This window comes from Algoriphagus persicinus (assembly GCF_035156415.1).
Lineage (GTDB): Bacteria > Bacteroidota > Bacteroidia > Cytophagales > Cyclobacteriaceae > Algoriphagus > Algoriphagus persicinus.
The window spans coordinates 118,723-131,422 of the sequence record NZ_JAYEEY010000004.1 but is presented as its reverse complement, the minus strand read 5'-3'; the positions used below and the strand labels follow the sequence as shown (position 1 = coordinate 131,422).

Annotated in this window: 11 protein-coding genes; 8 read left to right on the top strand and 3 right to left on the bottom strand. The window is 41.2% G+C overall.

Annotated features, from left to right (window positions below; genetic code table 11):
• Positions 1-134: 134 nt before the first annotated feature.
• The 7 genes from U3A58_RS04865 (at position 135) to U3A58_RS04835 (ending at position 7,371) form a co-directional block, all read left to right on the top strand.
• Positions 135-1,196 (top strand): serine hydrolase domain-containing protein, encoded by a 1,062-nt coding sequence (locus U3A58_RS04865; protein WP_323822270.1) that lies wholly within the window; start codon positions 135-137, stop codon positions 1,194-1,196.
• Between the two features lie 625 nt (positions 1,197-1,821).
• Positions 1,822-2,256, top strand: coding sequence for a c-type cytochrome (locus U3A58_RS04860; RefSeq protein WP_323822269.1), 435 nt, complete (start codon positions 1,822-1,824; stop codon positions 2,254-2,256).
• 8 nt (positions 2,257-2,264) lie between these two features.
• Positions 2,265-3,626, top strand: a complete 1,362-nt coding sequence (locus U3A58_RS04855) for a cbb3-type cytochrome c oxidase subunit I (protein WP_323822268.1) — start codon at positions 2,265-2,267, stop codon at positions 3,624-3,626.
• 14 nt (positions 3,627-3,640) lie between these two features.
• Complete coding sequence (locus U3A58_RS04850) at positions 3,641-4,474, top strand: CbbQ/NirQ/NorQ/GpvN family protein (protein ID WP_323822267.1); 834 nt, start codon at positions 3,641-3,643, stop codon at positions 4,472-4,474.
• Between the two features lie 273 nt (positions 4,475-4,747).
• Positions 4,748-6,514: a nitric oxide reductase activation protein NorD gene (locus U3A58_RS04845; protein ID WP_323822266.1), complete on the top strand. Its 1,767-nt coding sequence runs from the start codon at positions 4,748-4,750 to the stop codon at positions 6,512-6,514.
• A 15-nt stretch (positions 6,515-6,529) separates the two neighbouring features.
• On the top strand, positions 6,530-7,117 hold the full coding sequence (locus tag U3A58_RS04840; RefSeq protein WP_323822265.1) for a cytochrome c oxidase subunit 3: 588 nt from the start codon (positions 6,530-6,532) through the stop codon (positions 7,115-7,117).
• A 2-nt stretch (positions 7,118-7,119) separates the two neighbouring features.
• The gene (locus U3A58_RS04835; protein WP_323822264.1) at positions 7,120-7,371 is read left to right on the top strand and encodes a hypothetical protein; all 252 of its coding nucleotides are present in this window, start codon (positions 7,120-7,122) and stop codon (positions 7,369-7,371) included.
• Between the two features lie 396 nt (positions 7,372-7,767).
• Here U3A58_RS04835 and U3A58_RS04830 read toward each other — a convergent pair whose 3' ends face one another.
• Positions 7,768-8,382 (bottom strand): c-type cytochrome, encoded by a 615-nt coding sequence (locus tag U3A58_RS04830; RefSeq protein WP_323822263.1) that lies wholly within the window; start codon positions 8,380-8,382, stop codon positions 7,768-7,770.
• A gap of 775 nt (positions 8,383-9,157) precedes the next feature.
• Positions 9,158-10,213 (bottom strand): Lcl domain-containing protein, encoded by a 1,056-nt coding sequence (locus tag U3A58_RS04825; protein ID WP_323822262.1) that lies wholly within the window; start codon positions 10,211-10,213, stop codon positions 9,158-9,160.
• A 532-nt stretch (positions 10,214-10,745) separates the two neighbouring features.
• Here U3A58_RS04825 and U3A58_RS04820 point away from each other — a divergent pair.
• Complete coding sequence (locus U3A58_RS04820) at positions 10,746-11,207, top strand: COG2426 family protein (RefSeq protein WP_323822261.1); 462 nt, start codon at positions 10,746-10,748, stop codon at positions 11,205-11,207.
• A 703-nt stretch (positions 11,208-11,910) separates the two neighbouring features.
• Here the strand turns inward: U3A58_RS04820 and U3A58_RS04815 are convergent.
• Positions 11,911-12,657 carry a CPBP family intramembrane glutamic endopeptidase gene (locus U3A58_RS04815; protein WP_323822260.1) on the bottom strand — a complete coding sequence of 249 codons (747 nt, stop codon included), beginning with the start codon at positions 12,655-12,657 and terminating at the stop codon, positions 11,911-11,913.
• Positions 12,658-12,700 lie beyond the last annotated feature (43 nt).

Here is a 12,700-nt window from a genome sequence, read left to right as displayed (position 1 = left end):
TTGTGGTTTAGAAATTTGTAAAGGAATAAACGAAAGGGAGGAGGATTCAAATAGATAAATTATGAGGAGCAATGGTTAATTTGGTTTTTAAACCTTTATCAGCTGGCTCAAGTCTTATTTATAAATTTTAAAGCATGAAAATTTCTCTCCACTTTTTGGCTTTTCTCCTGCTTGCAATTGTAGGATGCAGCTCAGATGACCCAGATCCAAATCAGGGGATGTATTTTCCTCCATTGACAGGTTCGGATTGGGAAACTACCTCACTTTCCGCATTGGACTGGAATGAAAGTCAGGTGCCTGCTTTGCTTGATTTTTTGGAAGGGAAAAACACCAAAGCCTTTCTTATCCTTGTCAATGGCAGAATTATCCTAGAAGAATACTTTGACGGACACCAAGCAGCGGACACTTGGCAATGGAACAGTGCCGGCAAGACTTTAGTGGCTGCCACCACGGGAATCGCGCAGCAAGAAGGCTTGCTGGACATCAACGCTCGGGTATCCCAATATTTCGGAACGGGATGGACAAGTATGCCGATAGAAAAGGAAAACCTAATCACGTCCATACACCTCCTCAACATGACCTCAGGAATCAACGATGAGAACCAATTCGTGATCAGACCCAACTTGACTTACCTGGCAGATGCCGGTACGCGCTGGTCCTACCACAATGTATTTCAACGACTCATGGATGTGGTGTCTGCAGCTAGCGGGAGGAGGTTTGATACGTATTTTGACTCCAATCTGAGGGATAAAATCGGGATGGACGGATCTTGGAATTTTGGCCTCATATTCAACATCTACCACAGCACAGCGCGGAGTATGGCAAGATTTGGTCTACTCGCACTCAATGAAGGAAAGTGGGGCGAAGAGCCAATCGTCGATGAGGAATATTTCAAAGAAAGCATCATGAGTTCTCAAGACCTTAATCCTGCTTACGGTTACTTGTGGTGGCTCAATGGGAAATCCCAATTTATGCTTCCTAGTAGCCAAACCGTCTTTCCTGGAGCCTTGGTACCCAATGCCCCCTCAGATATGTTCGCAGCTATGGGGGCAGAAGACCAACGCATCTACGTCGTTCCCAGCAAAAAACTGGTGATCATTCGTATGGGAAAAGCCTCTGATCCAGCAAATCCAAGTTTTGCGGATTCGGGTTTTGACCAGGCCCTCTGGCAAAAAATCAATGCTGTTATTGATTAAGTGTCTTTAATAAGGAGTTTTATTCTCGGATAGGAAAATTGCTGAAGCCATTTAGTGGATTACAATTTTCATTAGTTCAGTTATACTTATCGGGAAGAGCCAACTTCCCGGTTCGGTCTCTCAGTTGCTGATACTTTTTGCATTGCCTTTCCGCTTTCTGTTTGCTGGAATGATGGGCTATTTTATTTTCATATCGATAAAGGAAAAGAAAAACTGAGGTAAGTATTCCGGAAGGATGTCAAATTTATTTTCCCCGAATAGTATAAGAAATCGAAGTGGTTTGATTTGAATTCAAAACCCTCAATAAATCTGAATTATGGCGAAGTCGTACGATTGATGAATCAGTTATGGCTTACTGATGGGGTCTTTTTTTTTGCATCTAAACCGTTTTCCTGTTGACAAACGAAGCAACCTTACAGGTAGATTTTCTTTCCTGTATCAGTTTGATCGGTATATGTAATTTGACCAGCAGACTTGTTTTTTTATGATTTAAATCAGTTTTGGCCTGTTTTCGATAAAATTCTCACAGCAATTTTTTGCTTTTGAATTTCCACAATTAACTTCGTGTAATAAAAGATAAAAATATCCTTTACTCTATATTATCATTCACCAAACCCATCTCTTTATGCTTTCAAAATCACAAGCAAGGGCATTCTTTTTGGGAGGAACGGCAGTCACCTTTCTGATCTTCATCGGGTTGACAGTGTATTCCATGTCTCCAAGTAATGACCAAACCAACCACCTCCAAATCACTGAGCAGGTGATCAAAGGCAAACACCTCTGGGAAACCAACAACTGTATGGGATGCCATTCTATTCTGGGGGAGGGGGGCTACTATGCTCCTGAACTGACAAAAGTAATTGATCGCAAGGGAGCGCCCCTCATCAAGGCCATTCTCCAGTCTCCTGTGCCCTGGGCACCTAACGGTCGTCAAATGGTGGCTTACGAAATGACTGAAGAAGAAGCTGAGGCCATGGTCGCTTACTTCGAATGGATCGGTAAAATCGACCTCAACGGATTCGAAAGGATAGTTTCTCCGCTTGCTAAAGACAAAAAATAACCATCATTATGAAATATAAATCACAACAGGTAGCCTATTGGTTTTTTGCCTTATGCATGCTGCTCTTCACTTTGCAGATTGTCTATGGTTTTGTCATGGGTTTTGCTCGGATCGGCATGGATGGACTCCATGAGTGGATTCCTTTTAATACCGCACGTGCTGTTCACACCAATTTATTGGTCGTTTGGTTGCTGACCGGTTTTATGGGTGCAGCTTATTACATCATTCCTGAAGAAGCTCAACGGGAATTGGTCAGTGTCAAGCTGGCCTATGTACAATTGATTTCCCTTGCTGTGGTGGGTGTAGTCGCAATCACGGGATACCATTTTAATATATGGGAAGGACGTAAATTCCTGGAAATCCCCCGTGAACTTGATTATCTGGTCGTTATCAACGTCTTACTCTTTCTGGGTATTATCCTCGTCACTTTGTTTAAGGGAAAGAGGCAAACGACGACCGCGATGGTTTTGACCATGGGTTTGGTGTTTGCAGCGCTCTTGTATTTACCTGGTATGATTTGGTTTGACTCTCAGGTGACGGATTCGTTTTTCCGCTGGTGGGTTGTCCATCTTTGGGTTGAAGGTGTTTGGGAACTCATCATGGGAGGTATTCTTGCATTTCTCCTGATTAAGCTAACAGGAGTGGACAGGGAAGTGATCGAAAAATGGCTCTACGTCATAGTAGGCCTTACATTCCTGTCGGGCGTATTGGGTACAGGTCACCATTATTACTACATCGGAGTCAATAAAATCTGGTTAGTTGTAGGCGGGATTTTCTCAGCACTTGAACCGTTGGCCTTCCTTGCCATGGCGCTATTTGCAGTCTATATGTACAGAAAAGGTGAAAGAAATCACCCAAACAAGTTGGCGCTTTTCTGGACCATCGGCGCAGCTATTGTCTCCTTTATCGGTGCTGGTTTATTGGGATTTGCACATACCTTGCCTCAAACCAACCTTTATACCCACGGAACATTAGTCACTGCCATGCACGGGCATTATGCCTTCTGGGGTGCCTATGCCATGATTGTATTGGCGATCATCAGTTACTCTATGCCAAACATGACGGGACGTAAGCGGCATGATAAGATTGCAGGTCACCTTGCTTTCTGGCTTTCCAATATCGGAATGCTGGGGATGGTCGTAGCGCTCGGTGTTGCCGGTGTGGTACAGGTTTACCTGGAAAGAATAATGGGTATGGATTTCATGGTTGCGCAGGAGGAAGTGAAAATCCACTTTGTGGTCATGCTGATTAATGCCACATTATTTGCGATAGGTATTGGACTGTATATCTATGAGTTTATCAAATACGGAAGACCTACTGACGAGGCTTTACAAGCTGTAGGGTCTGATGAAAGTGAGTTGGTTAATTAATTTAAAATGAACAGATGCTGAGCTATTCCCAGAATGGTTTGGCATCTGTTAACCTCAAAAAAATTGTTATGGTACTTACGGCACCCTATTATTACGAGACCCAAAAGGAATCAGAGGTTTTTTCACATGCCTTCATAAATAAAATTCCTTTCCTGCTCAAAGGTCCTACTGGAACCGGCAAATCCCGATTTGTCGAATTCATGGCTCACGAGCTTGATAAACGATTGATTACGATCAGTTGCCATGAAGAAACCTCCTCCACGGACTTGATCGGTCGGTTCATCATCAAAGGAGCAGAAACAGTCTGGCTGGATGGCCCATTGACCACGGCAGTCAAAGAAGGTGCATTGCTCTACCTTGATGAAGTAGCCGAAGCCCGTCCGGATGTAATTGTGGCTATCCACTCCCTGACAGATCATAGAAGGGAATTATTCATTGATAAGCTGGGAGAAACAATAAAAGCCCACGAAGATTTTATGCTGGTGGCCTCTTTCAATCCCGGCTATCAGAGAGGATTCAAGGAACTGAAGCCTTCAACCAGACAAAGGTTTATCGCGCTCTCTTTTGATTACCCGGAGGCAAAAATAGAAACTGAAATCCTCGTAAATGAGACAGGTGTAGACAGAGATATTGCAAAAAAATTGGTCGCAATCGGAGGGAAGATCCGGAATCTCACCGAATTGGGACTGACTGAAACTGTCTCTACCCGACTCTTAGTGGATGCGGCTAAGTTGATTCATAGCGGACTACCTAAGAGACTTTCCGTCAATGTTGCCATTGTAGAGCCATTGACGGATGATCTTCAGACTGTGCAGGCGATGAAGGATCTTTGCGGATTGATGATTTAAGGCGAAAGTAAACAAAGTTGCTATTTCCAACTGGAATTGGGTTCCTGAGGTTCTTGCATTTCTCTTGAAATACAGGCTTCCTGGAACTTGGCATATTGAATAATAAAATATGTATTCCCGCAATCTTGCCACTGGTTTATTTAAACAATTGAAAATCCAGAGGAATGGTTGATTTTGGATTACTTCGGTCTTCCAATCAGTTACTTAAAGAAAATCGCCTACTAGTAGAAAAGCGTAAATACAATTTAAAAACTTACCAATATCCTGACAACGATGGGACTGGATTTAGATGAATGGATTTTTGGATGGGCGGTCAAATACTTTAAAAAAAACCGACTTTCTGCTGAGGAGAAAATGACCCATAAGGTTGATTTGGAAAGCCTCAAACCCCGGCTGACTATTCTTGCCCGTGCGGCAACTGGAAAAGCGATTGAGATTTTTCCGGCAGAAAGGGAGGGTGGTTACAAGAACAACAACTTTTTTCTTCCAATATCCTTTTCAGAATTTCCGACTTTTGAAGAAAACCTCTCTTTTTACTTCCTGAGGATCCTTTACCTGTCAGCTCAGCAGAAATTGGGAATGAATTGGGTACAGGAAACAGATGATCTTTTACTTTCCAGAAAAAAGGCATGTGAAAGCGCCCCTGAAGTTATTAATGCACTGGAGAAGGAATACCCGATAGCTTCCCAACTTCATGATCGATTTAAAGAATATTTTGAGTCAAAAGCTTCAACTAAAACACCGGGAGACTACTCTTGGCTCTACGGAAAATGGATGTGCAATGAGTCTGAAGCAAGACAAACGGATATGCTTCAAAACTTTGATGATAAAACTAAAAATGGCAAAGAAACTCCTCCAACCACCACTTTGCAGGCAAGGGCAGTAGAGGAAGTCAAGAGTCTGACTATAGATAAGAAGCAACAGGAAGATTATGTGATGACCCACAACTTTGAAAAGGTGGAAACCGCGGAAGAAGCCAACGGAGTTTGGAGAGATTTTGACGGGAAAGATGACCTGGCAGATCATCAGGATGCCTTGGAAGAATTGAGTATGAGGTTTACGGTGCGGGTGGATGACACTGCTCACTCGGTGTATCAGGCAGAATTTGTCGAGAATACCACCATCTCCGAAAGTGCTGAATCGGATGAGAAAGGCTTTCACCTCAAATACAATGAATGGGATTGTAAGCAAATGAATTATAAGCCGGCTTTCTGCAAGGTCTATCCCCGTACGCAGATGAAAACCGATGCTCACTATTACCAAAAAACAATTTCGAAGAATGCCTCGACGCTGATGAGTTTGCGCAAAATGCTGACTTCTATCAATAATAAAATGCATCAGCAGCGGAGGCAAAATCAGGGAGAGGAGTTTGACATTGATGCGATTACGGATCTATACACCGATGTGCATTCCAAGAAAACACCTTCTGAAAACATCTATATCTCCAGCCGCAAAAAAGAGAAAGATCTGTCAATTCTTCTTTTGCTTGACATCAGCTTGTCCAGTGACGGCTATGCAGCCAATAATCGGGTGATTGATGTGGAAAAGGAAGTCTCCATCCTGTTTGGGGAAATCCTCCATGAGTTTAAAATCGACTTTTCCATCGATAGCTTCTACTCCAAAACGCGCAATTACTCCACTTACCTCACCTTGAAGGATTTTGATGAGCCTTGGCAAAGCGCCAAACATAAAATAGGGGCGGTGGAACCCAATGGCTACACCAGAATCGGAGCCGCACTCCGCCATGCAGGAGTGAGGATGGACCAGCGGAAAATGAAGAATAAATGGGTGATTCTTATCTCGGATGGGAAGCCCAATGACTATGATATGTACGAAGGAAAGTACGGAATTCAGGATGTAAAGCAGGCCCTTCGCGAGCTAAATGAACGACAGATCAACTCCTATGCATTGGCCATAGAGGCGCAGGCCAAATACTATCTTCCTCAGATGTTTGGTCAAAACCATTACCAGATTTTGACTACTCCGGTGGAGCTTTTAAAGTCTCTGGTGAAGCTTTACGAGAAAATTAAACATCAATAACTGATCGCTGAAAAAATGGATTTAATTGAAGAAAAGGCAGATTTCAGCAGCATCTTTTATCCCCCGGGAGGAATTTTGCTTTGGATTATTATATTTCTGGAGCTGATTACGTTTGGCTTGGGTTTGATGGGGCTGGTGTATTATGGAAGATTGGAGCCTGAGCTTTTCCATGCGTCCAGGCTCCACCTCAATCCTGTAATTGGCACTGTCAATACCGTGTTTTTACTAGCAAGCGGCTATATGATGGCAAATGCTGTGCATCAGATCCGTCTGGGAAATCAAGTCAGAACCCTCTATTTTCTTAAGTTAACCCTGATGGGAGGGGCGATTTTTGTAGGGTTAAAAAGCTTTGAATATTACGAGAAACTCAATTCAGGCCTGGAAATGGGGGATAATATGTTCTTCACTTTGTATTGGCTTCTTACAGGTTTTCATTTAATACACGTCCTTGTGGGCATGGTGATATTGGGCTGGATAATGTTCAAAATGAGGTCAGTAAACCCGGATATCACTGTTTTGGATTTAGAATCGGGGGCAGCTTTTTGGCACATGTGTGATTTGATCTGGCTATTGATGTTCCCCGCCCTTTACCTGATCTTTTAAATATGAAAAATCATCTTACGATATCCTTGGCTGTATTGATTGGATTTACACTGTTGACCAGTTTGGCGTTCTATGTCCATCCCGAGTTTATAAAGTTTATTCCGTTATTAATTATGAGTATCTCAGGGGCCAAGTTTTTTCTGGTTGCTTTCGGGTTTATGGAGCTTCGCAAAGCCCATATTTTCTGGAAAACAGCCACAATACTAATTTGTCTTTTGATCGTTACTATTGTCGGGATTTTTGCAATACCATAACTGAAAAAACATGAATTGCGGGTTTTATCAAACCAACAGGCCGGGCTCTGCTTTTTCCGTGTTCGTCCGGATTCGCGTAGAAAGGACGGGTTTTTAACAGTCAACGAATTTTCTGTATTTAACGGGTTGGAAGTCCGATTACTGAGTATATCCAAAACCAAACATTCCTCCTAATTTTCAAATGTTTAAAGAAAATAAAGGAAAATTACGGGCCTACACACAAAAAATACTCATGCTTAGTAAATTGAGAAAAATAACAACCTCAGGTTCAGGTAATTTGGGCGTACTAAATAAAGCCCAATTCCGTCACAGAATTGGGCTATATTAAGCCTTTAATTCCCCAATGAATTTCCAATCATTTTTGGTAATAAAGGAGTATACTTCTGTTTTGAAGCGCTAGTTTACACCTATCGGCGGTAAGGGTGCAGGTACTATGTTTTTTACGGGCTTGATAGTTTTGAGGTAAGCAAAGATGGCCTTTATCTCATTATCGGTCATATGACGGTACATTTCCCATGGCATAGGAGGTAATATAGGTCTTGAGTTAACCAAGCCTTTATATTTTCCCTCGCGTAGGACCCGAAAAAACTGTTCCTCTGTAAAGTTGCCAATGCCGGTTTCATCGGGAGTAAGATTGGCAGCAAAGGATACGCCCCATGGTCCGACCCACTCTGTAAGATCCTGAGTAACGATAAGTCCCTTACTTTCCAAGTTTTTCCTATCTACTTCAAAACTTGGCATTTCTGCCGGATGTCCGGCAAGCCAAAGAGCAGTGTCCAAATGTACAGCACCACCTGGGGCAAGTTTTTTAGGTGTATGGCAATCATTACACCCACCGATAAGCACCAGATGTTCACCCCATTTTACCTGACTTTCAAATCCATTGTAAATGGTGCTTTGGGTTGAAATATTTTCATCAGGAATGGTACTGACTTCTGCTTTTTTTTCAGAGCATTGGCTAAACAGGGCTATAGTAAACCCTGTCAAAAACATGGCAAATGAAGTTTTCATAGCGATAAGAATTTTTGGTTGTATGAGTTTTTTTTAAAAAAGCGGAATTTGAATTCAGTGATTAATTTAAGCAATAAATCCCCAAAAAATTCTGTCCAAATAAAAATTAATTTTTCTCAAACAACTCATTATCAGTGAGATTATCCGTTTTTTTTAAAAAAATAGGTTGCGTAAAAATAGTGCTTATGGCTAGGTTTTAAAGACTTAGTACAGTAGGAGGTGTCAATTCCGTATTGTTAAAGGAATGGCGTTGGAGATTGGCGTATTTGTTTTAGATAAAAAAAAGTCCGTGAACTTTTTAAAAGGCTAGGCATGTGTAAGCCTCTGATATTTTTAACCAGATTACCAAACCGGTTGGAAGGAGAAGATAGGTGTTAAATTTGAATTAACGATGTTTTATTTTTACCAATGAATTTTACCGTTCCACGGCTATGGCAAGTGCGTAGTTACAAACGACCTCTAGTCCGACGCCACTTTGGTAACTGATCTAGAAAATAGGGGACTACGCTCAGATAACCAGGATTGAACTCAGATACCTACCTGAATAAAGCAGAGGCTGTCCCTACTTTTGAAACAGCCCCTCCTCTAAAAACAAAACTACCGGACACCGAGCGACGGTTGGAGAGCTGGTCGAACCAAGTCGTGGTGAAATGCTATTAAATTTGGCAAGTGGCAGAATTGTGGATATACATATTTTGTTTTTACATGTTGCCTGTATCAATGTGCCTAGACAACATCATCTGTTTTCTTTTGAAAAAGCTTTGCAGTTAAATAGTTAAAAAGCCCTAACTGCACGAACATAGTAGAGGGTGTAGTCCTTATTGGTGTAGTGCTGGGAGCCAGTGTGGAAGTCCTGTAGCCAAGCATAGTTGGTATTTAACTGGCTGGAACTCCAATATAAGGCACTAACAAAACCGCCAACATTTCCTAATCCAAGGGCATTTCCTTGGCCAATATTTTGGTACATTAAGTTCAACTCATCTTTGCTGGGTAAATACCAATCGTCATAACCACCTAATTCTAAACCGGCACAAAGTTGAGCAGCTATACCAACGGTTAAACAACCCTCTATTATAGCTGCGGTATTTGCCGCACCGGTACCTATTGCTGTACTTGTACCTCCAATTAAAGTGTGATAACAACCCCATACTGCTGGGCCTAGGTCGCTTGTTGCAGCTATTATGCCGTGGGTCTCATTTGCCACATAGCCTGGGTCACCTGACTGTAAGATATAGGCAATTATTCCCCCTTGGTATGCAGCACCTATTGCTATTTCGGGACAAACGGGGATTAAAGCATAGCTTTCGTTGAATGTGATTGGCGTGCCTAATCCCTCTTGAACAACGCTAAAATTAACCTCATCACATCCTGCCCAGTCTTCTGCAAGCGGCACCGTATGGCTAACCGTGCTTCCTGAGCTTACCTCTGTGAATTCCACCTCACTGCCATCGATATCAATCGTTATAGTGGCTTCTGCATTTGATGGTCCGGCGCTAATGGCATACGTCACTTCCACTACAAAATCTGTTTCAGTGTTGTAAGCGGAGTAGCTTACCGATTTTGTGTTTGGGCCAACGCTTTCCATAGTCATGTCGGAGGCAGGATAGTAAATTTCACTCCCCTCTTCAATACAACCTTTAGCACACGATACAGTCGGTGCTATCCGCATGTTTGCGTTTTGCAGATCTGTATTTTGCAGAATTTGTTCGTTTTGCAGATCTGCCTCTTGTAAATCGTCTGTTAACGTATCCAGACTACATGAATACATGACACTCGCTGTCGCAAGCAACATCATACAGGATTTCAGTTTACTCCATTGAGAATTTTTCATATTAAATAATTAAAATTTTCCTACTCTGTTAAAAAGGCTGAGCGGTTTGGCCTATCGAATGATTGATTACTTTACAGTAGGATGTGTCAATTCCGTATTGTTAAAGGAATGACGTTGGAGATTGGCGTATTTGTTTTAGATAAAAAAAAGACCGTGAACTTTTAAAAAGGCTAGGCATGTGTAAGCTTCTGATATTTTTAACCAGATTACATAACCGTTTGGAAGGAGAAGATAGGTGTTAAATTTGAATTAACGCTGTTTTTTTTTACCAAATAATTCTACCGTTCCACGGCTATGGCAAGTACGCAGTTACAAACGACGTCTAGTCCGACGCCAATTTGGTAACTGATCTAGAAAATAGGGGACTGCACCTAGATTTAGAATATATCATGTGAAAAGATTCAGCCTGACATACCTAGACGGATTGCAACGGTTAATGATTTGGGCAAGATTAGTTCATATAATTCATCATAGATTTTGCATGATTACCACTCCGAAACAGATTACTTTTGCCGTATTCAATTACTAATGAATGTTATTAGATTTACTTACCGCAGTGCTTTGGAGCATTTCACCTTTTGGGGAGGCTAAAGTTGGAATTCCCTACGCCTTACTCAAGGGCGTGAATATTTATTGGGCTTTTATTTGTAGCTTTTTGGCTAATTTGTTGGTCTTTCCAATGATGAATTTCTTTTTTGATGTAGTCAATCGACACTTTTTGAAGTGGTATTATTACAAGAAGGCTGCGATTTTTGTAGGCCGCCGCACAAAGGCGGGAGCAGGAAAAAACGTCAGGAAATATGGTTTTTGGGGTCTAATGGTTTTCGTGGCAATGCCTTTTCCTGGAACTGGGGTTTATGCTGGAACTATTGCTGGGTTTCTTTTTGGATTAGAGCGTAAAAAGGCATTTTTTGCTAATGCTATCGGCATATTCATTTCATGCGTAATTGTCTGGGTTGTTACTTTGACAGCCATGGAAGGATTTAAAATTTGAAGCGCTTGAAACAAGATCTTAGCAAGATCCAACGCTGATCTTGATCAAATCCAATTCAGCTAATTCCTTCAAAAGATTTTTCAGCCTTTGGATTTAAAATTTCAACTTGGATCGTTTCCATAGATGGTTTCCTTTAGCCCGAATCCTGCATTAGGTTTCGTTATGAGGGGTTTTATTGCAACAAAATAAGGCTGTTTGGAGACTGAGGCATAGCACCGCTATGGTGAAGTCGAAAACAGCAACGTAGTAACTAATTTTGAAGCAATTAAATCCCGCAATAACTTGTGCGCCGTGGCGTAGAATTGCTAATGCAGAATTCGGGTTTAGTTGTTCTATTACTGTTGAGTTTAATAAAAAAAATCTTCCTGAGCTACGATTTCGCCAGACTTTGAGTTGAGATTCCATCAAAGGACTTCTAACAGTCTGTCACACCTTCTTTAGATAAACAGAGTCCGATAGCAATCTTTTTCCTGTTTACAGAGGATTCTATGAACCGCTGTATACGAGACCCGTAAGTACGGTGGTGAGTGAGGCGCTCCCCGCCAGAGGAATCTGGCGGAGCCGTCTACACGATTGTGTGAAGGGCGTTCTGTCGTCCGTTTTTAGTTCACAAATCTTTATCATTTTAAAAATGTTGTTAATCAAACGAGTCGAAATCTGTTGTCAATTCAAGGAACGACTGTACGTCCTGCGCAATCTTGGATTAGTTTAGTAAATAGAAAATACAATAAATCATTCCCAAGTTGAAAGCCGAATGACATATTATTGCCCCAGTTAAAGAACCTGATTTCTCTCTACACTTGTAAAACAAAATACTAACCAAGAACATACCCAAAACCCAAATTATGGTTGGGGTTATTAAAAAATCCCATTCATTATTGATAAACACCAGTCCAAAGTGTGAAATATGAGTTAAAGCAAATGCAGAACTGTCAATAATTGATGCTTTTTTGTCTCCAAGTGATTTCGCAAAACATGAATGAACAATTCCTCTGAAAAACAATTCTTCTCCAATCGGGCTAAAAGTCATTCCAACTATTGCCATGATTACGAACATAATCAATTTGTCGTTTGGCTCTATCTCTGTTGGAATGTTGTATGAGTTTCCAATGTAAACGTACCAGTTCTGAAATGTGTCATTGTAAATTAAATCTCCCAAGAAATAGAGTACAACACTAAAAATTAGGCCAAAAACGAAACTCCATACTAACCAAGAGTAATTTTTAGATTTAGCTAGTCCGATTGTTTTTTTACCATGTTTGTTCAAAAATATAAACGGTGCAATAGCAGAGACAGTCATTATCACACCGATATATCTGTAATTCGAAGTTTCATTTGCATTCAAAACCAAAATAAATCTGGGGACACAAATTATTAGAATTAAGAACAATCCGAACTTCCAGTTGAAATCAAAAAACTTTCTCCAAAATGGTTTCAATTCATTTTCCATGCAGTATTCAATAACTTTCTATTTGGGAAATCTCTTTTTTAGC